This is a genomic window from Kitasatospora sp. NPDC003701 (genome assembly GCF_053587085.1).
Genome location: NZ_JBSFNM010000012.1, coordinates 40,813 through 61,776 on the forward strand (window position 1 = coordinate 40,813; position 20,964 = coordinate 61,776).

At 74.6% G+C, this 20,964-nt stretch carries 19 protein-coding genes; 12 read left to right on the forward strand and 7 right to left on the reverse strand.

Annotated features, from left to right (window positions below; all coding sequences use genetic code 11):
- Window positions 1-24: 24 nt before the first annotated feature.
- On the reverse strand, window positions 25-591 hold the full coding sequence (locus ACWDRR_RS14070; RefSeq protein ID WP_449772423.1) for a CGNR zinc finger domain-containing protein: 567 nt from the start codon (window positions 589-591) through the stop codon (window positions 25-27).
- A gap of 263 nt (window positions 592-854) precedes the next feature.
- Between ACWDRR_RS14070 and ACWDRR_RS14075 the strand changes: the two genes are divergently transcribed.
- Window positions 855-3,014 (forward strand): protease pro-enzyme activation domain-containing protein, encoded by a 2,160-nt coding sequence (locus ACWDRR_RS14075; protein ID WP_449772424.1) that lies wholly within the window; start codon window positions 855-857, stop codon window positions 3,012-3,014.
- Window positions 3,015-3,257: 243 nt separating this feature from the next.
- Entirely contained in the window at window positions 3,258-4,328 is a 1,071-nt protein-coding gene (locus ACWDRR_RS14080) for a hypothetical protein (protein WP_449772425.1), read from the forward strand.
- Between the two features lie 66 nt (window positions 4,329-4,394).
- Here ACWDRR_RS14080 and ACWDRR_RS14085 read toward each other — a convergent pair whose 3' ends face one another.
- From ACWDRR_RS14085 to ACWDRR_RS14095, 3 genes are read right to left on the reverse strand one after another with little or no spacing between them, the layout of a single operon-like run.
- Complete coding sequence (locus tag ACWDRR_RS14085; RefSeq protein ID WP_449772426.1) at window positions 4,395-4,823, reverse strand: DUF5360 family protein; 429 nt, start codon at window positions 4,821-4,823, stop codon at window positions 4,395-4,397.
- A gap of 21 nt (window positions 4,824-4,844) precedes the next feature.
- The gene (locus ACWDRR_RS14090; protein WP_387885876.1) at window positions 4,845-5,177 is read right to left on the reverse strand and encodes a DMT family transporter; all 333 of its coding nucleotides are present in this window, start codon (window positions 5,175-5,177) and stop codon (window positions 4,845-4,847) included.
- A gap of 28 nt (window positions 5,178-5,205) precedes the next feature.
- Entirely contained in the window at window positions 5,206-5,736 is a 531-nt protein-coding gene (locus ACWDRR_RS14095) for a TetR/AcrR family transcriptional regulator (protein WP_449772427.1), read from the reverse strand.
- Window positions 5,737-6,388: 652 nt separating this feature from the next.
- On the opposite strand from ACWDRR_RS14095, the gene ACWDRR_RS14100 reads away from it, so the two are divergent.
- From ACWDRR_RS14100 to ACWDRR_RS14140, 9 genes are all read left to right on the forward strand, one after another.
- Entirely contained in the window at window positions 6,389-7,579 is a 1,191-nt protein-coding gene (locus ACWDRR_RS14100; RefSeq protein ID WP_449772428.1) for an aminotransferase class I/II-fold pyridoxal phosphate-dependent enzyme, read from the forward strand.
- Window positions 7,576-8,178, forward strand: a complete 603-nt coding sequence (locus ACWDRR_RS14105) for a hypothetical protein (protein ID WP_449772429.1) — start codon at window positions 7,576-7,578, stop codon at window positions 8,176-8,178. The genes ACWDRR_RS14100 and ACWDRR_RS14105 overlap by 4 nt, the downstream gene beginning before the upstream one ends.
- Window positions 8,175-9,113: a class I SAM-dependent methyltransferase gene (locus tag ACWDRR_RS14110; protein ID WP_449772430.1), complete on the forward strand. Its 939-nt coding sequence runs from the start codon at window positions 8,175-8,177 to the stop codon at window positions 9,111-9,113. Before ACWDRR_RS14105 ends, ACWDRR_RS14110 begins: the two co-directional genes overlap by 4 nt.
- On the forward strand, window positions 9,110-11,659 hold the full coding sequence (locus ACWDRR_RS14115) for an MMPL family transporter (RefSeq protein ID WP_449772431.1): 2,550 nt from the start codon (window positions 9,110-9,112) through the stop codon (window positions 11,657-11,659). The genes ACWDRR_RS14110 and ACWDRR_RS14115 overlap by 4 nt, the downstream gene beginning before the upstream one ends.
- Entirely contained in the window at window positions 11,656-12,405 is a 750-nt protein-coding gene (locus ACWDRR_RS14120) for a CPBP family intramembrane glutamic endopeptidase (protein WP_449772432.1), read from the forward strand. Before ACWDRR_RS14115 ends, ACWDRR_RS14120 begins: the two co-directional genes overlap by 4 nt.
- 68 nt (window positions 12,406-12,473) lie before the next feature.
- A complete protein-coding gene (locus ACWDRR_RS14125; RefSeq protein WP_449772433.1) occupies window positions 12,474-13,427 on the forward strand; it encodes a PfkB family carbohydrate kinase in 954 nt (317 codons plus the stop codon).
- An 87-nt stretch (window positions 13,428-13,514) separates the two neighbouring features.
- Entirely contained in the window at window positions 13,515-13,982 is a 468-nt protein-coding gene (locus ACWDRR_RS14130) for a VOC family protein (RefSeq protein ID WP_449772434.1), read from the forward strand.
- A 20-nt stretch (window positions 13,983-14,002) separates the two neighbouring features.
- The gene (locus ACWDRR_RS14135; RefSeq protein ID WP_449772435.1) at window positions 14,003-14,926 is read left to right on the forward strand and encodes a pyridoxamine 5'-phosphate oxidase family protein; all 924 of its coding nucleotides are present in this window, start codon (window positions 14,003-14,005) and stop codon (window positions 14,924-14,926) included.
- A 266-nt stretch (window positions 14,927-15,192) separates the two neighbouring features.
- Window positions 15,193-16,548 (forward strand): peptidoglycan-binding protein, encoded by a 1,356-nt coding sequence (locus ACWDRR_RS14140; RefSeq protein WP_449772436.1) that lies wholly within the window; start codon window positions 15,193-15,195, stop codon window positions 16,546-16,548.
- A gap of 7 nt (window positions 16,549-16,555) precedes the next feature.
- Here the strand turns inward: ACWDRR_RS14140 and ACWDRR_RS14145 are convergent, their stop codons facing one another.
- Entirely contained in the window at window positions 16,556-17,341 is a 786-nt protein-coding gene (locus ACWDRR_RS14145; RefSeq protein ID WP_449772437.1) for a TrmH family RNA methyltransferase, read from the reverse strand.
- A 5-nt stretch (window positions 17,342-17,346) separates the two neighbouring features.
- The gene (locus ACWDRR_RS14150) at window positions 17,347-17,985 is read right to left on the reverse strand and encodes a TetR family transcriptional regulator (RefSeq protein WP_449772438.1); all 639 of its coding nucleotides are present in this window, start codon (window positions 17,983-17,985) and stop codon (window positions 17,347-17,349) included.
- Between the two features lie 130 nt (window positions 17,986-18,115).
- On the opposite strand from ACWDRR_RS14150, the gene ACWDRR_RS14155 reads away from it, so the two are divergent.
- Window positions 18,116-18,775 carry a hypothetical protein gene (locus ACWDRR_RS14155; RefSeq protein ID WP_449772439.1) on the forward strand — a complete coding sequence of 220 codons (660 nt, stop codon included), beginning with the start codon at window positions 18,116-18,118 and terminating at the stop codon, window positions 18,773-18,775.
- A 36-nt stretch (window positions 18,776-18,811) separates the two neighbouring features.
- On the opposite strand, the gene ACWDRR_RS14160 is transcribed toward ACWDRR_RS14155, so the two are convergent.
- Window positions 18,812-20,956: an FUSC family protein gene (locus ACWDRR_RS14160; protein ID WP_449772440.1), complete on the reverse strand. Its 2,145-nt coding sequence runs from the start codon at window positions 20,954-20,956 to the stop codon at window positions 18,812-18,814.
- Window positions 20,957-20,964 lie beyond the last annotated feature (8 nt).

The window sequence follows — 20,964 nt, forward strand, 5'->3', positions numbered from 1 at the left end:
CCCGCGTCCGCCCCGCACAATTCCCTAGGCGCGTGCCTTCTCGTAGTGCCGCGCCGCTTTCGCGCGGTTCCCGCAGACCGCCATCGAGCACCACCGCCGACGCCCGTTCTGCGATGTGTCGAAGAAGTGCAGAATGCAGGCCTCGTGGGCACACTTCTTGATCCGGTGCGCGCCCCGGCCGAGCAGGTCGAGGAAATCGTCCACCGCCAGCCAGGCGGCCAGCCACTGCGGCCCGTCCACCTCGACGTGCTCGGCCGGCCCCGCCGCGCCGAGTTCGCGCCGCAGCCGCCCGTGCCGCAGCACCTCGTTCAGCCCGGCCGCCGCCGACGCCCCCACCTCGCCCCGCTCGTCCAGGCCGCGGACGGCCTCGGCGAGCGCCTCCCGGGCCTGCCGCAGCGCCACCAGGCCCGCCTCACCGGCCCGGCAGCGGTCCGCCAGCCCGGCGGAGGAGAGCCAGGTCCGAAAGCCGTCCGGCTCGTCCAGCAGGTCGTTGACCGGGGTGCCCGCCCACCGCGTGTTCAGCAGGTCGAGCGCGAGCGGCTCGCCGATCAGCGGGCGCGGGTCCCGCGGGTCTGCCGTCCGGTCCGTCATCGGATACTCCCTCGGTCTCGCCCGGTACCCGATTCTACGTCGCCCCGCCGCCGCCGAATCGGTGCGGACCGGAGTATGAATTCCGCCCGTTAACTGTATGGAGGCGTCTCCATTCCGTTCTCCACAGTTGACTGTTTTTTAGCAACGAATTGCTTGACCATAAGCCAATTCCCGGAACCCCTCTGACATGTTCTAGCCAGCGTTTCACCCCAGAGACGCCCTGGCCCCTGCCGGCCCCCACATGCCGGCCAGAGGAGGATTCCGTGCGCCCTCGCTCCCTTGCCCTTGCCGCGGCCCTTGCCGTCCTGCCGCTGTCCGCGGTCTCGCTCGGCGTGACCGCCGCGCAGGCCGCCCCGGCCCCCAACGCCGCCGCGGCCCGCGTCTCGCTGCCGAACACCGTGACCCCCGCGGTGGCCCGCTCCGAGAAGAAGGGCGACGTCCCCGCCGACCAGCAGCTCTCCGTCGCGGTCAGCCTGAAGCTGCGCGACACCGCCGAGTTGGACCGCTTCCTCACCGCGATCGCCACCCCCGGCACCCCGGAGTTCGGCACGCACCTGACGCCGCAGCAGTTCACCGAGCGGTTCGGCCCGACCCAGGCCGCCGTCGACCAGGTCCGCGCCTTCCTGACCGCCCAGGGCCTGACCGTCTCCGGGGTCAGCGACAACCGCCAGGTGGTCGACGCCCACGGCACCGCCGAGCAGATCGCCAAGGCCTTCGGCACCCACGAGAGCGCCTACCTGGACCCGCAGCAGCAGCGCACCTTCTTCGCGAACGACGCGGCCGCCTCCGTCCCGGCCGCTCTCGCCGACGTGGTGCAGGGCATATCCGGTCTGAACAACCACACCGTCCGGACCACCCGCAACGTCAAGCCGTCCACGCCCGCCGCCCCCGCCGGGACCCTGGCCGCCCCCAGCGGCTTCGGCCCGAGCCAGTACGACGGCGCGTACAACCTGAACAAGACCGGCGCCGACGGCACCGGGGTCAGCGTCGCGCTCTGGGAGTTCGACGGCTACAGCGCCAACAACCTGAAGACCTACGACACCCAGTACGGGCTCACCGGCCCGGCCGTCTCCACCGTGTCGGTGGACGGCGCGAACTACGACTCCTCCCCCGGCGAGGGCCAGGGCGAGGTCGAGCTGGACAGCGAGATCGTGCGCGGCGTCGCCCCCAAGGCGACCCAGCTGGTCTACGAGGCCCCCAACAGCGACCAGGGCGAGATCGACATGGCCGCCAAGATCGTCGCGGACAACCGGGTCTCGGTCATCTCCATCTCCTGGGGCTCCTGCGAGCCGGACACCACCGCCTCCTCCATGACGGCGGTCGACAACTCGTTCAAGCAGGCCGCCGCGCAGGGCATCTCGATCTTCTCGGCCTCCGGCGACGACGGCTCGCGCGACTGCACCCGCTCCACCAGCGGCTCCGGCGTCAAGGCGGTCGACTTCCCCGCGTCCAGCCCGCACCAGACCGGCGTCGGCGGCACCAACCTCAAGGTCTCCGGCAGCGCCTACTCCTCCGAGAGCGCCTGGAGCACCGCCGGCGGCGGCGTCTCCACCGTCTTCGCCAAGCCGAGCTGGCAGACCGGCACCGGTGTGAGCGGCACCATGCGCACCGTCCCGGACGTCTCCTCCAACGCCGACCCGGCCAGCGGCTTCGCCATCTACACCGCCGGCGGCTGGCAGGTCTACGGCGGCACCAGCGCGGCCGCCCCGCTCTGGTCCGGCTACGCGGCCCAGTTCAACCAGAAGGCCAAGGCGGCCGGGCAGCCCGTCCTCGGCGAGGCCTCCCCGCGGCTGTACGCCGTGGCCAACAGCAGCAGCTACGGCACCACGTTCCACGACGTGACCACCGGCAAGAACCAGGACTTCTCCACCAAGGCCGGCTACGACCAGGTCACCGGCTGGGGCAGCCCGATCGCCGACACCCTGAACGCGGCGCTGCTCGGCGGCACCACCACGCCGCCCACCGGCGGCTGCACCGCGGCCCAGCTCATCGGCAACGGCGGCTTCGAGACCGGCACCGCCGCCCCGTGGACGGCGTCCACCGGCGTCGTCGACAACACCTCCGGCGAGGCCGCCCACGCCGGCTCCTGGAAGGCCTGGCTGGACGGCTACGGCAGCGCCCACAGCGACAGCCTGGCGCAGACCGTCTCGATCCCGGCCGGCTGCAAGGCCACGCTCTCCTTCTGGGTGCACATCGACACCGCCGAGTCCGGCAGCACCGCGTACGACAAGCTGACCGTCCAGGCCGGCTCGACCACGCTGGCCACCCTGTCCAACGCCAACGCGGCCACCGGCTACGTCCAGAAGTCCTACGACCTCTCGGCCTTCGCCGGCCAGACGGTCACGGTGAAGTTCACCGGCACCGAGGACGCCTCGCTCAAGACCAGCTTCGTGATCGACGACGCCGCGCTCAGCGTCTCCTGATCACCGCTGCGGCCCCACACCGCCGGGGCGGTCCGCACAAGGACCGCTCCGACGGTGTGTTTCCGTTCTGTTTCAAGATCGATAACCCTGTGGTCGACCGCTCGTGACCACTGTCATACGCACGACTGATGACGTAGCCTCTCGACCGTGCATAGGGTTCCCCACAGCTCGGTGAAGCCGTTCACGGCGCGCCTCGGCGCCGGACCTGCCGCGCCGAACCCGCTTGCTGGGGAAGGTAACCGCATGGGCTCACAACACCCCCAGGACGCCCGGCTCCGGCTGGTCGGACCGCGCCCCGGCGCGCCCGCACCCGCCCCCGTGCCCCCCGTCACCACCACGACCGCCACCACCGCCACCACCGCCACCACCGCCACTGCCGCCACCACCGCGACCGCCACCTCCGGCACCGGCCGGCCCGCCCCCGCCGGGGGCTTCGCCGACACCCTGCACCTGGCGATCGAGGCCAGCGGCCTGAGCCTCGACCGGATCCGCGCCGCACTCGCCCAACGCGGCGTCAGGGTCAGCGTGACGACGCTGAGTTACTGGCGGCGCGGCCGCAGCCAGCCCGAACGGGCCAGCTCGCTGCGCGCCGTCCACCTGCTGGAGGAACTGCTCGGCCTGCCGCACTCCACGCTCTCCGCACTGCTCGGCCCGCCGCGCCCGCGGGGCCGCTGGGCCGCCGCCGCCAACACCGCGCACCTGCGGCTGGAGGACGTCTGGCCGGGGGAGCAGGAGATCGCCGACGTCTTCGCCGAGCTGGACGCGCCGCCGGTCGGCGAGCTGGAGCGGCTGAGCATCCACGACTCCTACTACGTCGACGCCGAGCGCCGCGGCAACCTGCTGCGGATGCGCCAGGTGGTCCGCGCCACCGTCGGCGGCGTCGGCCGCTGCCTGGTGGTGCACAAGGCCGACGAGGAGGCCACCGGCTGCCCCGAGATCACCTCGGTCCGGCACGGCCGGCTCGGCCGGGTCCGCCGCAGGCCGAAGGCCGGCCTGGTGGTCGGCGAGCTGATGCTGGACCGCCCGCTCGGGCAGGGGGACAGCACGGTCTTCGAGTACGAGGTGGAGATCCCGCCCGGCGGCCCGACCATGGAGTACAGCCGCCGCTTCGCCATCCCGGTGCGCGAGTACGTGCTCCAGGTGCACTTCGACCCGGCGACCGTGCCCGTCCACTGCGAGCGCTACGACCGCGCCCCGGGCGAGGACGTCGACCGCCGCCGCGAGCAGCTGTGGATCGGCGCCTCCGCCAGCGCCCACGTGCTCGCCCCCGACCAGCAGCCGGGCCACGTCGGCATCCGCTGGGAGTGGGAGTAGCGGGTCGGGAGCACCGCCCGGCCGACGGTCACCGGCGGCGCCGCCCGGCGATGCCGGGGCGGCGGCTCAGGCCCGCGCCGGCGACGCCCGCACCAGGGCGACCATCCCCGGGATCGGGAACAGCAGCAGGAACAGGTTCGGCAGCCACCAGCCCGGGGAGAAGTCGCCGCGCAGCGTCCAGAACGCCACCGCCTGGAGCCCCGCCGTACTGGTCAGCACGAGCGAGACCAGCATCAGCGCCTGCGCCCCGGCCGCCCCGCACCGGCCGAGCCGCAGCGCCGCGAGCCCGGTGACGCTGGCCAGCACGTCCAGCAGGACGAACGAGTAGTTCCAGTCGCTGAGCACCGGGTTCCGGTAGTCCTTGTACGCGTACTCGGCCGGGATCAGCGCCAGCAGGGTGACCGCCCAGTAGGCCAGGAAGCCGACGTCGGTGACCACCATGGACGCCTTGGTGAAGCGCAGGACCCTGCTGGGCGCGGCGGCGGTGTCGCTCATGCTCTCTCCTCGGTCATACCGTCACTCGTGGCTGAGCCCCCCGCCGAGGTACATCACCGCGACCCCGCCGACCACCAGCGCGGCCCCGATCAGCGAGGCCGGTTTGACCGGTTCGCCGAACACGACCGCGCCGCCGACCAGCGCCCCGACCGTGCCGAGCCCCGACCAGACCGCGTAGACCGGGCCCACGTTCAGCGACTTCAGCGCCTGGGCCAGCAGCACGAACGCGGCGACGTACCCCACCGCGACCACCGCGCTGGGCGCCAGCCTGGTCAGCCCGTGCGAGGCCCGCAGGGCCAGCGTCGCCGTCACCTCGGCCGCGATGGCCGCTCCCACCAGCAGGTACGCCGTCATGTCCGTCCCCCGTCTCGTTTCGGATGACCTAGCTTCTGCCGCCGACGAGTTCGACCAGCAGATTGCGCAACTCACGGTGCAGCCCGTCGTGCGGCGGGCTGAGGTCGAGCAGTCGGGCCGACCACCAGCCGTCCACGGCCATCCGCACGAGCGTGGCCACGGCCGGGTCCAGACCGTCCTCGGTGAGACGCTGCTGCCAGCGCTCGTAGCGGGCCCGCAGCACGTCGAGCAGTTCCGGGCCGCCGGCCGCGGCGAGCAGGGCGACCGGCACCTGGTCGGCTCCGCTGGTGTCCCCGGCCGGTGACTCCTCGGGGATGCTCGCCTCCAACCAGGCGAGCGCGAAGGCCCCGGGAGGCGCCCCGGGCCCGGGCAGTACGGCCTCGAACCGGTCCGCCAGCCGCTCGACGACTCCCTGGACGAGCGCCCGCTTGCTGGGGAAGTGGTGCAGCAGCCCTCCCTTGCTGACCCCGGCCTCCACGGCCACCGCGTCCAGACGCACGGCGTCCAGACCTCCCCGCACCAGCAGCCGCTCGACAGCGTCGAGCAGGTGATCACGCACCGGTCGTACCTCTCTCCGTGTTACAGACCGTCCAGACGGTCGGCGCCCACCCTAGCAGAACCGGAGCGCTCCGCCGGTAAATCCGAGATACCCGAAAGGGAAGGGTGTTGACAGTTTCGAATGAGGCGTGCTTACGTTTCCTCGGCCGAAAACCGGCGAGATCCCAGGGCTCGCCGACCGGCCACCTCAAGATTCATGTGCACGATGATCGAAGAAGCGGCGCCGGGGTTTTCACCGCGCCAGGGGGAACGCTGTTCGACATCAACGGGGGATCATGCGAGACATACGGATTCGACGATGTCCGCGCAGGCCGGCAGCCCAGAGGCGCTAGCTGACAGCTGGTCAACAAGACTTCGGTGTCGGGTGGTTGCGCCCACGTCAACCACAACGTCGGCCCATCCGCCATGCCCGGTCGCCGCTCCGACCGTTCCTGGGGCACCCCGCGCAACGACGCGCACCGCTCCGGGGCGGGCTTCCGCACGGCCCCGGCCGATTCGGCCGCCCCGGCCATGACAACAGCGGCGGTTATTCCGTTCAAACCAGGGTCAAAATTCGCGTGAACCGATGCGTCGAATACGCCGATCATCGAATTCGAGGGAATCTGGTGGACATTTTCTCCAAAGTATCCGACTATCGCGCTGCCCGGGATGCCATGGCGGCGGGGATCTATCCCTACTTCCTCCCGCTCACCGGTCACGAAGGCACCACGGTCACCCTGGGTGACCGTGAGCTGGTGATGTGCGGCTCCAACAACTATCTGGGCCTGACCTCCGACCCTCGGGTCAGAAAGGCCGCCGCCGACGCGCTCGACCGGTACGGCCCGTCCTGCACCGGCTCCCGTTTCCTCAACGGGAACCTGGACCTGCACGATCAGTTGGAGGGCGAACTCGCCGACTTCTACGGCAAACCCGCGGCGGCCGTGATCTCCACCGGCTACCAGGCCAACCTCGGCACGATCAGCGCCCTGGCCGGCCGCGGCGACGTCGTCTTCGCCGACCGCGACGCCCACGCCTCCATCGTCGACGGCTGCGTGCTGAGCGGCGCCAAGCACCGCCGCTTCCGGCACAACGACGCCCGTGCGCTGGACCGCAGCCTGGCCGCCGTCCCGGCCCAGGCCGGCAAGCTGGTCGTGGTCGACGGCGTCTACTCGATGGAGGGCGACCTCTGCGCGCTGCCGGAGATCGTCGAGGTCTGCGAGCGCCACGGGGCCCGCCTGATCGTCGACGACGCGCACGGCCTCGGCGTCCTCGACCAGGGCCGGGGCACCTGCTCCTACTTCGGCCTCACCGACCGGGTCGACCTCATCACGGTCACCTTCAGCAAGTCCCTGGCCTCGCTGGGCGGAGCCGTCCTCGGCGACGACGACGTCATCCACTACATCAAGCACCACGCCCGCAGCCTGATCTTCAGCGCCTCCGCGACCCCGGCCAGCATGGCCGCCGCCCTGACCGCGCTGCGCATCCTGCGCGAGGAGCCCTGGCGCCCCGAGCGGGCCCAGCAGAACGCCGACTACCTGCGGGCCGGCCTGGTCTCCCTCGGCATCAGCCCGGGCGAGAGCAGCACCCCGGTGATCCCGCTGCGCACCCGGGGCGTCATCGACACCCTGCTGCTCTGGCGCCGGCTCATCGACAACGGCGTCTACACCAACCCGGTGGTGCCGCCGGCCGCCTCGCCCCGGCTGCGGCTCAGCCTGATGGCCACCCACACCACCGAGCACCTGAACCGGGTCCTGGACGCGCTGAGCAGCGAGACGGAGATGTTCCTGCGCGACGACGAGCCGGACGCCACCGACGAGATGGCCGAGCTCGCCGAGCTCGCCGACTCGTCCGCCGCCCGGCCGTGAACCGGACGCCGGACCCCACGACGGGCGCACCGGCCGGCCCGGCGACCGACCCCGCACCGCCCGTCCCACCGGGCCCCGCGACGGTCGCCGCACTGGCCGGCGGCGCGGCCGGCGCCGTCCTCGGCGCGGGCCTGCCCCCCGCCGGCGGCGGCGCGCCCGACTGGCCCTGGTGCGCGGCCGCCGCGGCCGGAGCCGTCCTCACGCTGGCGGCCGCCCTGACGCACCGCCGCACCGCCACCGCCCTGCTGCCGGGCCCGCCCCACCGGGCCCCGGCCGCCGGGCTGCTGCTGCTCGGCGCCGCCCTGCCCGCCTCGGCCACCGCCGCGAACCCCGTCCTCGCGGCCGTGGTCACCGCCCTCGCGGCGCTCACCGCCGCGGTGGCCGTCGCCCCGGCCCGCACCACCGCCCCCCGGGCGCCGGTCCTGGCCGCGGCGGTGTTCGCCCTGGTCGCGGGCACCGCGGCCGGGGCGACCGCCCCCTCGGTGGCCGCGGCCGTCCTCGGCACCCTGGCCGGCCTGGCCGGCCTCCTGCTCGTCGCCTGCGCGGCACCGGCCGCGCAGCCCCCGGAATCCGACCTCATCAGAAGGAGCCAGCCATGAGTCGCCTCGGACTCGCCGCGCGTGCCCTGCGTCTCACCCTGAGCCGCACCCACGCCGACACCACACCCGACTACGACGCCGCGAGTTCCAGCTACGACAGCTACTTCAGCCCGGTGATGGGCGTGCACTCGCTCGCCGCACTCAACGAGGTGGAGATCCGCCCGGGCGACGACGTCCTCGAACTCGCCTGCGGCACCGGGCACCTGACCCACGAGATCGTCCGCCGCCTGGAGGGCCGCGGTTCGGTGCACGCGGTGGACAAGTCCCCCGGCATGCTGGCGGTGGCCCAGGCCAAGATCCTGCCCGACACCCTGCGCGCGCCGGAGCTCGAAGTCTCCCTCCAGGAGGGGGACATGGAGGACTTCCTGCGCAGCCGGCCGACCGCCTCCGCGGACCTCGTCGTGGTCGGCTGGGCGATCTGCTACAGCAAGCCGGTCAAGCTGCTGGAGCAGGTCAAGCGGGTGCTGCGGCCCGGCGGCCGGGTGGTGGTGATCGAGACCCGCGGCGACGCGCTCAAGACCCTGATCACCCAGCTGGAGAAGGTCTTCGCCGCGGATCCGTCGCTGCTCACCGGCATGATCCGGGTGAACCTGCCGAAGGACGCCGCCACGGTGGCCCGTTGGTTCGCCAAGGCCGGCCTGACCGTCGACGTCCAGCGCGACGGCCACCAGGTGCTGCCCGCCGACACCCCGGAGGCCGCCCTGGAGTGGGTGCAGCGCTCCGGCGCGGCGGCCGGCTTCAAGGACGCCGTCGACCACCGCCGGGAGGACCACGCGCTGGAGCTGATCCGCGCCGGGCTGGCCGAACACGTCGCCCGCAACGGCACGTTGGAGCTGCGGCACACCTTCGCCGTGGTCACCGGCACCAGCCCCAGCACCCCCTCCGCCGGCACCGGCCCGGGCGGGCGCCACCGCGAGGGAGTCGGCACCGCATGACCGCGACCGTCACACCCGCGGCACCGGAGACCACCCACGGCGCGGTGCAGGGCCGCCTGCTGCGCCTCGCCGGGGTGCTCACCGCCCGGCCGAAGACCGTGCTCGCGGTCTGGGCCGTGATCATCGCGGTCTGCTTCCCGTTCGCCTCGCAGTTGAACGACGTCCTGACCAAACAGGGCGCGTCCAAGGTCGTCCCGGGCACCAGCAGTGCCCGGGCCGACCAGCTCGTCGAGCAGTCCTTCCCCGACCGCTCGCAGCGCGAGTCGATCGTCGCGATCGGCGCCCCGGACGTCCGGGGCGAGCAACTGCGCAAACTGCTGGCCGAGTTGGACGGCCGCATCGCCGAGAAGGAGCGCACCGGAGAAGTCCGGCAGTCCGTCTCGGCGTACACCCTGTACCGGGACTCCACCGCCGAGTACCTGCGGCAGCTGCGCGCCCAGGTGGACCGCGATCTCACCGCCGCACAGGCCGGCACCTCCCCGCAGGCACGCGGGCAGGCGGTGGACGCGGCGGTGGCGGCCGGCCAGGTCCCGGCCGGGCTCGCCGACCTGGCGCACCGGGCGGTGGCCGCCGACGACGCGGCGCTGCCCGGTCTCGCCGCGGGCTTCGCGGCCGCCACCGACTGGCGCTCCTTCCCGGTGCCGGTGCCCGCCGACGCCGTGGACCGCCTGCTCGCCAAGGACGGCCGGGCCGCCCTGGTCACGGTCAGCTTCGCCAAGCAGGCCGGGCACGACCCGGACGTGGACTGGCTGCGGTCCGCGATCGAGGGCTCGCTGCGCACCGTGGGCGCCGGCCCGGACGTCGACGCCCACGTCACCGGCGAGCTCGCCCTGATCAAGGACACCTACAAGAAGGCCGAGGACGACAACGCGCTGATGGAGACGGTCGCCTACGCGATCATCTTCGTGGTGCTGCTGCTGTTCTTCCGCGCCGTGGTGCCCGCCGTGCTGACGGTGGCCGCGATCGGGCTGGCCATGACGGTCAGCCAGGCCGCGCTGTTCGCGCTCGGCCACGGCGTGACGCTCACCCAGTTCACCATCACGATCATGAACTTCGTGATGCTGGGCGCGGGCGTCGACTACAGCATGCTGCTCTCCTCCCGCTACCGGCAGGAGCGGCTGGCCGGCCGTCCGCCCAAGGAGGCGGCGGTGCACGCCACCGCGCACGCGGGCGAGTCCATGCTGCTCGCCGCGATCGCCGTGGTGCTCGCCTTCGGGGCCACCCTGCTCTCCCCGGTGGACTGGATCCCGCCGCTCGGCTACGGCGGGCTGATCGGCATCCCGATCGTGCTCCTCGCCGCGCTCACCCTGACGCCCGCGCTGCTGGTGCTGCTCGGCGACCGCTTCTTCGCCCTCGGCTGGCGCCCGCTGAGCGACCTGGAGCACGAGAGCGCCCTGGGCCGGCACCTGGCCAGGGCCGCCGACCTGGCCCGGCGCCGCAAGGTGGCGATCGTGCTGGTGTTCGCCGTGATCACGGTGCCGTTCGCGGTGATCACCGCACAGCACCGCTCGACCGCCGACCCGGTGGCGCTCAGCCCGGCCACCGACTCCCGGGCGGGCTTCGAGCTGGTCGCCGAGAAGTGGGGCGACGCGACGGTGCTGCCCACCCTGGTGGTCGCCCGGCCGGCCGCCGGCGTGGTCGACCCGGCCACCCACCGGCTCACCGACCCCGGCCGCAGCGCGGTGACGGCGCTCACCGACCGGCTGGCCGCCGTCCCCGGCGTCGCCCGGGTCTCCGCGGTGACCAGGCCGTTCGGCACCCCGCTGCCCGCCGACCAGGTCGACGCCCTGACCTCCGACGTGCGACGGGACTACCTGGCCGACGACGGCGCCCTGCGGATCGTGGTCGAGCTCGCCGACCCGCCCTACTCCGAGGCCGCGGTCGGGACCGTCGACCGCATCCAGGACGTCACCGGGGCAGCGAAGGACGTCGGAGCGCTCCAGGTCGGCGGCGCCACCCAGGTCGACCGCCAGTACGGCAACGCGCTCAACTCCAGTTTCTGGCAGATGATCGGGCTCGTCTCGATCGGCGTCTTCGTGATGCTGGTGGTGGCCCTGCGCTCGCTGCTGATCCCGGTCCGGCTGATCCTCACGATCATGATGAGCAACGTCTGGGCGATCGGCATCACCGTGCTGATCTTCCACTTCTGGCTCGACCGGGCGATCATCGACGACCTGCCGATCTTCCTCACCGTCCTGATGATGGGGCTCGGCATGGACTACGAGATCTTCCTGGTCACCCGGGTCCGCGACCTGGTGCGCGGCGGGGCCGACCAGGAGAGCGCCACCATCGGCGCGGTGGTCGACACCGGCCGGGTGATCAACGCGGCCGGTCTGGTGATGGCGGGCAGCCTCGGCACGATGGTGCTCTCCTCCACGGTGATGCTCCAGGAGTACGGCGCCGGCCTCGGCCTCGCCGTCCTGCTGGACGCCACCCTGATCCGGATGCTCTTCGTCCCGGCCACCCTGCTGCTGTTCCGCCGCTACAACTGGTGGCTGCCCTCGCTGCGCCGCGCCCCCGCGGCGGCGGAGGTGGGCCCCCGATGACCGCGAACCGTCCGGTGGTGGCGCCCGCGTCCCCCGAGCCCGCCACCACCGGACGGGCTCGCACCGTCCACCGCCTGCGCGACCGCCACCGCGCCGCACCGCTCGCCTCGGCCGCCCTGCTGTTCGCGGTCCTGGCCTCGGTCCGGATCGCCGGGGCGTTCGCGATCCCGCTGATGGTCCTGTCGGTCGGCCTGAGCGCGCTGGTCCTGGCCGTGCTGGACCGCCCGGACCGCGCCGCCGCCGGGCTGCGCCGCTTCCGGTTCGGGCCCGCCGCGGCCGGCACCGCCCTGGTGGTGCTCGCCTACGCCGACACCGTCTTCGCCACCCGGGCCGCCTTCGGCCGGGGCGAGGGCAACTGGACGTCGCTGATCCCGGAGCTGTTCCGGCAGCTGGCGCCGGGCGCCCCGGTGGTGGCGGGCCTGGCCATGGTGCTCTGCATGGGCGTCCTGGTGCCGCTGGTCGAGGAGGTCTGCTACCGGGGCGTCCTGTACCACGCGGTGGAGCGCGTCCGGGGCCCGGTGGCGGCGATCGCCGCCACCTCGGCCGCCTGGGCCCTGGTCCACCTCGGCGACTACGGCCTCAACCCGTTCGACACCCGGGTGATCTGCGGGGTGCTGCCGTCCGTCTTCACCATGGGCCTCGCCCTCGGCATCTGCCGCGCCTGGACGGGCTCGGCCCTGGCCAGCGCCGTCGCCCAGGGCACCGCCAACCTCCTGCTCCTCGGCTGGGTCCTCTGGGCCCTGTAGGTCCCGCCGTCCGCGGCCCCCTCCACTCCGAACGCACCCCAGACCCTCCACGGTGAGGCAGGTATCCCATGCGAATCGCGGTCACCGGCCCGATCGTCATCGACAATCTGATGACCTTCCCCGGCCGCTTCACCCACCAGTTGCTGCCCGCCCAGCTCAAGCACCTCTCGCTCTCCTTCCTGGTCGACGACCTGGAGGTGCGCTACGGCGGCGTGGCCGCCAACGTCGCGTACGGGCTCGGCCGCCTCGGCCGCCGGCCGTTGCTGCTGGGCGCGGCCGGCCGGGACTTCGGCGACTACCGGGAACGGCTGGAGGAGGCCGGGGTGGACACCTCCCTGGTGCGGGTCTCGGCCGAGCTGGCCACCGCCCGCTACACCAGCACCACCGACGCCGACCGCAACCGGATCACCTCCTTCCACCCCGGGGCGCTGGCCGAGGACGTCAGCCCGGGCCCGCCGGGCTGGGCCGCGGGCGTCGGGCTGGTCTTCCTCGGCCCCGCCGGGGCGGAGGTGATGGCCGCCCGCGCCGCCGAGTGCCGGCGGCTGGGCCTGCCCTACCTGGTGGACGTGGCCGGCCGGACGGCGGAGCTCGGCGCGGCCGGCGCCGAGGCCGTGCTGACCGGGGCGGACTGCCTCGTCACCAACCGCCGGGAGCGCGGCCTGCTGCTGGAGCACACCGGGTGGACCGCCGAGGAGGTGCTGCACCGGGTCGGCAGCTGGGTCACCACCCTCGGCCCGGAGGGCGTCTGGATCGACTACCCGGACGAGCCCTCGCTCGCCGTCCCGGCCGCCCCGATCTCCCGGCTGCCGGACGGCGCGGGTGCGGGCGGCGCGTTCCGGGCGGGCTTCCTGGCGGGCCGGGCCGACGGCCTGCCGGACGACGCCTCGGCCCGGCTGGGCTGCGTGCTGGCGGCGTACGCGCTGGAGTCGGCCGGCAGCCAGGACTACCTGTTCACCGCCGAGGCGTTCCAGGACCGGCTCACCGAGACCTACCTAACCGCTACGGAGGCCGGTATTGGTTGACGGGACATCAGGCTAACCACTACCGTCCCTTGTACAGGTTAGGGAGCGGGCGCCTCCGGGCGCCCCGGGCCACGGGAGTGATCAGCCATGTCCAGCACCGCCACCAGCACCCTGCAGACCGGCCACGTCGGCCTGAACGTCACCGACCTCGACCGCTCGACCGCCTTCTACCGCAGCGTCCTCGGCCTGGAGGTGGTGACCGAGGGCACCGACCCCGAGCACCGCTTCGCCTTCCTGGGCCGCGACGGCCGGCTGGTGATCACCCTCTGGCAGCAGAGCGCGGGCACCTTCGCCACCGCCGCGCCCGGCCTGCACCACCTCTCCTTCCAGGTCGACAGCCTCGACGAGGTCCACGCCGCCGAGCGGCTGCTGCGCGAGCTGGGCGCGGACTTCGCCCACGACGGCGTCGTCCCGCACCGCGAGGGCGCGGCCTCCGGCGGGATCTTCTTCACCGACCCCGACGGCATCCGGCTGGAGATCTACACCCCGCAGGGCGTGGACGCGACCGGCGCCACCGCCCCCAGCGGGGCGGCCCCCACCTGCGGGTTCTTCTAGGCCCGGCCGAGGTGGCCGCCATGACGGACAACAGCAGCACGCCGTACCACCCGGGCGAGCGCGCGGTGCAGGCCCGGGCCGGCCGGGTCGAGCGGGCCGACCACTCCGGCCGCGCGATCGGCCGCACCATCCCGGCCGTGGCCGCCCGCTTCCTGGCCGAGCGACGGGTGCTGGTGCTCGGCGCCGCCGACGCCGACGGCCGGCTCTGGGCGACCCAGCTCACCGGCGGGCCCGGCTTCCTGCGGGCACCCGACGAGAGGACCCTCACGGTGGCGGCCCGGCCCGCCGCCGAGGACCCGCTGGCCGCCGCCCTGGCCGGTCCGGCCGAGGTCGGCACCATCGCCCTGGACCCGGCCGGCCGGCGCCGGATGCGGCTCAACGGCCGCTGCGCGCCGGACGGCCGGGGCGGCCTGGTGATCACCGCCGACCAGGTCTACGCCAACTGCCCGAAGTACATCCAGCGCCGCAGCCCGCTGGAGCGGCCGGCCGCCGGCGCCCCGCGCCTGGTGGCCGCCGGCCCGGTCCTCTCCACCGCCCAGCAGCTGGCCGCGGCCACCGCCGACACCTTCTTCATCGCCACCGCCGGCCCGGACGGCCGGGTGGACGCCTCGCACCGGGGCGGCAACCCCGGCTTCCTGCGGGCCGTCGGCCCGGACCGGCTGCGCTGGCCCGAGTACGCCGGCAACAGCATGTTCATGACGCTGGGCAACCTGGAGCTCGACCCGCGCGCCGGTCTGCTGCTGCCGGACTACGAGACCGGCGGGGCGCTGCTGATCACCGGCGAGGCCCGGACCGACTGGTCCGAACGGTCGGCGGCCGGCCTGCCGGGGGCCGAGCGGGTGGTCGAACTCACCGTCACCGGCGTCCTCGAACTGGCCGACGCCACCCCGCTCACCTGGAGCGACCCCGAGTACTCCCCGGCCAACCCGCCGGCCGCCGCCTGACGGCCGGTGAGCACCCCGGGCCGCCGTCCGGCCACCGCCGCCGGGAGCTGACCGCGCGTCGGACCGGCGTCGGACCGGCCCCGGCACTACCGCCTCCCGTTTCCCCGCGCCACGCCCGGGCCGCCGAACGGTTGTCACCCGGGCGGCCCACTCGCCGCGCCGACCACCCGTCCGGTTTGGGACTTTGGTCCCGATAACACGCGATACCGGCCCGGGAAGGTCACTCCTGTCGTGCCATCAGGACTGACCGGGAATGAGGCGGAGAAATGACCCCTACCGAGCAATCGACCCCGTTGCTGGAATTCGACGAGGTCGCACCGGACGAGGACTGCATATGCGGGGGCTGCCGTGACCGCCGCCGCGCCCGGCTGCACGCCGCGCCGGTGCACGAGGGCGGCCACGCCGCGGCCCGGAGCGTCCGCCGCCGGGCGGCGGTGCTGATGGCCGCGGTCGGCACCGTCCTGGGCGGCGGGGCCACCGGGGCCGCGGCGGCCCCCGCGCCCACCCCCGGCGGCACCAGCGCCGCCGAGGCGCCGACCACACCGCAGGGCGGGGTCAGCGGTCTCTACGGCGAAGCCCCCGGCGCCCGCGCCTTCGCCGGTCCGCGGGCCACCGCGCAGCCGCTCACCCGGGCGCAGATCATCGAGCGGGCGCAGGGCTGGGTCGACCGGAAGGTCCCGTACAGCATGAGCCGCTACTGGTCCGACGGCTACCGCCAGGACTGCTCCGGCTTCGTCTCGATGGCCTGGGGCCTGGGCAGCAGTCAGACCACCTGGACGCTGCCCGACTTCGCCGACCGGATCACCAAGGCGGACCTCCGGCCCGGCGACATCCTGATCTACAACAACCCGGCCAATCCGCAGGCCGGCTCGCACGTCACCCTCTTCGGCGGCTGGACGGACTCCTCCCGCACCCGCTACCTGGCCTACGAGCAGACCTCCCCCGGCACCACCAGGCGGGACACCCCGTACGCCTACTGGAACAACTCCGCCTCGTACCTCCCGTACCGCGCCAAGGCGCTCTCGGACGGCACCGGCGCCGACGACCCCAGCAACGACGGCTCCGCGTCGACCGCCTACCCCGGCGCCGACTCGTTCGGCCCGGGCGCGAACAACGCCTACGTCACCAAGCTCGGCCAGCTGCTGGTCCAGCGTGGCGGCGGCCGGTTCTACACCGAGGGCCCCGGCCCGCGCTGGGGCGAGGCCGACCGCAGGGCCACCGAGGCCTTCCAGCTCGCCCAGGGCTGGCGCGGCAGCGAGGCCGACGGCCTCCCGGGCAAGGACACCTGGGACTACCTGGTCAACCACAAGGGCCGCGACATCGCCGCCGCCACCACCCCGCTCCCGCCGCCCCCGGCCACCCCCGGCACCGGTGGCGTGGTGCCCGCCTTCCCCGGCGCGGACGCGTTCCGCCCGGGGGCCGACCACGCCTCCGTCACCGCGCTCGGCGAGCAGCTGGTCCGCAAGGGCTTCGGCCGCTTCTACCGCGAGGGTCCCGGCCCGCGCTGGACGGAGAGCGACCGGCTGGCCGTCCAGGCCTTCCAGCTCGCCCAGGGCTGGCGCGGCGGCGAGGCCGACGGCTACCCCGGGCCGGACACCTGGCGCCGGCTGTTCGACCGGTAGGCGCGCGTCAGCCGCCCGCGGGCCCGCCCGGCGGGGGACCACCGGGCGGGCGGCCCGACATCCAGTGGAAGAGCCCCATCGCCACGCTGGTCGCCAGGTTGAAGCTGGAGACCCCGGGCTGCATCGGCACCGCGACCAGCCGGTCGGCGCGCGCCCTCAGCTCCGCCGAGACGCCGTGCCGCTCGGTGCCGAAGGCGAGCAGCGCGTCGTCCGGCACGGCCACCGTCCGGATGTCCGCCCCCTCCGGGTCCAGCACGAACAGCGGGCCGGCGGGCAGCTCGGGCAGCGCCAGCCGTTCGACGGCGGTGGCGAAGTGCAGGCCGGCGCTGCCCCGCACCACGTTCGGGTGCCAGGGGTCGAGGTCCCCCGTGGTCACCACGCCGGTGGCGCCGAAGCCGGCCGCCAGCCGGATCACCGCGCCCACGTTGCCCAGGTTGCGCGGGTTCTCCAGCAGGACGACCGGCGCCGTCCGGGGCCGCCGGCCGAGGGCCGCCAGGTTGGCCTCCGCGGTCGGGCGGCCGGCCAGCGCGATCACCCCGGTCGGGTGCAGCCTGGGCACCAGGGTGCGCAGCGCCGCCTCCGGCAGTTCGGTGGCCAGGCCGGCCAGCGCGGGGGCGACGTCCTCGGCCAGCTCGGCGGCGAGCGCCAGCAGCGCGGCCCGGTCGGCGGTCAGCACCTGCCGGACGTCCCCGCCGAAGCGCAGCGCGTGCTTGAGCGCGTGGAATCCGTCCAGCAGCACCGTGTCCGGGGCCGCCGCGCCCGCCCGCCAGGCGCGCACCAGCTCGTCGTTCATGCCGCTCACTCTGCCACCCCCGCCTCACCGGGCCGGCCGGCGGCCGCGATCACCTGGTCGAAGCCGAGCGGCACGCCCGCGCCGTCGGTGACGCCCGCCCGCAGCCCGGCCAGGGCGAGGTCCAGCTGGCGGTGGACCAGCGTGCCGTCGGCGTCCAGGGCGGCCAGCCCGCCCGGGAGCGGCCGGGAGACCCGGACGCAGAGCAGCACCAGGTCACCCATGCCGACGTCCGCCCGCAGCTGCCCGGCCCGCTGCGCCGCCGCGACCAGCGACTCCACGGCGGTGACCGCCCCGGCCCGGGCGGCGGTCAGCTCCCCGTCCACCACGAGCCGCTCCAGCAGCACCACGATCGCCGCGCCCATCCGCAGGTCGGCGGCGGCGTGCACGAAGCGGCGCAGCGCCCGGAAGGGGTCGTCCTCCTCCCTGCGGGCCTGCTCGGCGGCCTCGGCGAGGCGGGCCAGCAGGTCGGTGACCAGGGCCCGGACCAGCGCCTCGCGGTCGGGGAAGCGCCGGTAGAGCGTGCCCGGGCCGACCCCGGCCCGGCGGACCACCGCGTCCAGCGGGGCGTCCGGCCCGCGTTCCAGGAAGACCTCGCAGGCCGCGTCCAGGATCCTGCGCCGGCTGCGTTCCGCGTCCGCCCTCATCGCCAACCCCTTAACCGGAGAGATTCTCTCCCCCTATGCTACCGTCCAGGAACCGGAGAAAATCTCTCCGCCTAGGCCCTGTCCCGTCGGCCCCCCTGCCCGGGCGGCCGCCCTGCCGAGGAGCGACGCCATGACGACCACCGCCACGCCCCCTCCCACCGTCCGCACCGACATCGACGGCACCCGGTACCCCCGGGAGGCCGTCCTGGCCTGGGAGCTGGACCGGGCCCGCGCCGCCCTGCGGCTGCTCAAGCAGCGCCTCGGCGACGACCGCACCCGCGACCTGCTCGCCGCCGACACCGCCGACGCCGACACCGTGCTGCGCGGCCTGCTGAGCGCCTCCGGCGGCCGGTGGCGCCGCGCCGTCACCGAGCTGACCGCCGAGGGCATCGACGCCGAACGCTTCCTCGGCTGGTGGCAGGGCCGGCTGCACGCGCCCGACCGGGCCGCCCTGCTCGCCGCCAACCCCGAGCACTACCTCGCCGACTCCACCGGCGGGCAGGTCGAGATCATCGAGACCGTCGGCGCCGGGCCGCTGCGCTTCTTCCTCCGCTTCGACGCGCCCACCGCCACCCCCGAGTACCCGGTCCGGATCGGCGGCACCGGGCGGCTCGCGGACGGCTCCGAGGTGCTGCGGGTCATGCACGAGTTCGCCGACTCGCCCGGGGGCCTGCGAATCCGGCTCACCGTCGAGTTCCCCGCGGCCGCCCCGGACGAGCTGGCGGCGGGCCACCAGTGGCACTTCGCCTGCGAGTTCGCCAACTGGCTGGAGGCCGCGGCCGCCGCCTGACCCGGACCGCCGCGCCGGTCCCGGACCGGCCCGGACCTAACGCGCCGTGGACTCCTGCGCGCGCTGCTCCGGGGTGGCCGAGCCGCCCCCGCGCAGCGCGCGCTCCAGGTCCTTCAGCGCCTGGAGCAGCAGCCGGGAGCTCGTCCGGACGACCTCGCGCTGCACGCTGGGCGGCGCCCCGGCCAGCCGCTCCTCCAGCCGGGCCTGCGCCTCCCGCACCGAGTCGAACTCGACCGGACGCTCGGTGAGCAGCGCGGCCGCCGCCAGCGCGGTGGCCAGCCGCAGTTCCTCGGCGAACTCGGCGGCGCCGGGCACCGGTTCGGCGTCGGCGGTGGGCAGGTGGGCCTCCAGCAGCACGGCGACCCGCCCGAGGTGGCCGACCGCCGCCCGGGCCCGGTCCAGCTGGCGGCGGCTCACCCCGGGCAGCCCGGAGGCGTGCCGGCCCGGCTCGGCGTCGGCCCGCTGCATGGCCTGGAGCAGCTCGGAGCGGGCCTCCCGGGAGTCCAGCAGCGCCGAGCGGACCTCCCGCCCGCGCGGGGCGCCCGGGTTCTCGTAGACGGCGAGCACCGCGGCCGCGTAGCGCCCGGCGGCGGCCAGCCACTCGGCCAGTCGCTCCCCGAGCCGGGCGGTCTGCCAGGTCGGGAAGAGCGCGTAGGCGAGCAGCGCGACGGAGCCGCCGAGGAAGGTCAGCCCGACCCGCTCCACCGCGGTGACCAGCGGGTTCCCCTCCTGCAGGCCGAGCAGGAAGACGACGTACGAGGAGATGCAGACCGTCATCAGCGCGTAGCCGGTGCGCAGGGTGAGGTACGCGCCGCCGATGCAGAACACCGCGAGCGCGGCCAGCACCCACTCCCCGGGGTGGGCCAGCTGCACCACCAGGGTGGAGACGGCGACACCGACCATCGTCCCGGCCAGCCGGGCCACCCCCCGGCTGTAGGTCTGCGCGAAGTCGGGCCGCATCACCATGGCGGCGGTCATCGGGGCCCAGTAGCCGTGCTCGAAGCCGAGCAACCGGGCGAGCAGGTAGGCGAGCACGACGACCCCGGCGAGCCGGACGGCGTGCTGGAAGACCGCCGAGTGCGGCTGGAGCTGGCGCCGCACCGCGCGCAGCGCGACCGGCAGCATCCGGGAGAGCGGCGGCTTCAGCAGGGCCCCGCCGGCGCCGACCACGGGTGTGCTGATGGTGTCCTCGTCGCCGCGCTCCAGGGCGTCGGCGGCCTTGCGCAGCAGCCCGGCCAGCCGGCGGGCGGCCCGCCGGGCGGCGCCCTGCAGTTCCGGCCCGTCGGCCGGGGCGGCCAGCGTGAGCGCCGGTGCGGAGCGGGGCAGCTGCAGCGGATCACCGGTGCGGACGGCGCGCGCCAGGGCGTCCATCGCCTCGGCGGCGGCGGCCAGCACGGCCCGGGCCCGGTCGCGCTCGGGCCCCTCCTCGGGGGCGCCGACCTTGGGATCGGCGATCGCCGCCAGGGTCGGGCGGACCCGCTCGGCGATGCCGCGCAGCCCGCGCAGCTCGGGCGGTCGGCGGCGGTCCTGCCAGGGCGTCAGGGCGGCCGCGTGCCGGGCCGTCATGAACGGCGCCGGGTCGACGTGCGCGGTCGGGTCCTGGCGCAGCCGCCGGGCGTAGTCGGCGAGTTCGGCGTAGGTGTCGGCGAGCGCCTCGCGCTGGGCGGTCCAACTGCCGATCGGCCAGAGCGTGATGACGGCCGCCTGGACGGCGCCGCCGAGCGCGCAGACCAGCCCGTGGCCGAGCGCGGTCGCCGCGCTGACCGGGAGCTGGACCACGACCAGCATCACCGAGAGGGTGTTGGCGGCGACCACCCCGGCGGTCGGCCCGATCGCCCAGGCCAGGCCGGCCCCGAAGGCCCAGACCGCGAGCAGCACCGGGAACGCCCCGGTCACCCCGGCCGCCAGGTAGCCGAGGAAGGTACTGGTGCCGAGCCCGATCCCGGCCGCGACGGCGAGCGTGGGCCGGGGGCGGAAGCTGCGCTGGAAGGTGGCCGTCCCGGCGATGAACGCGCCCATCGCGGCCGAGGTGGCGAGCCGGGCCCCGCCCAGCGCCAGGGTGGGGAAGAGCACCAGCGCGACGGCGACGGCTCCGCGGGCCGCACGTTTGGGGTCGGTGAGCGCCCGGTCCAGGGTCAGTCCGGTCCGCGCGGTGTCTCGGAGTGCGGCAAACCAGGACATAGCGGTCA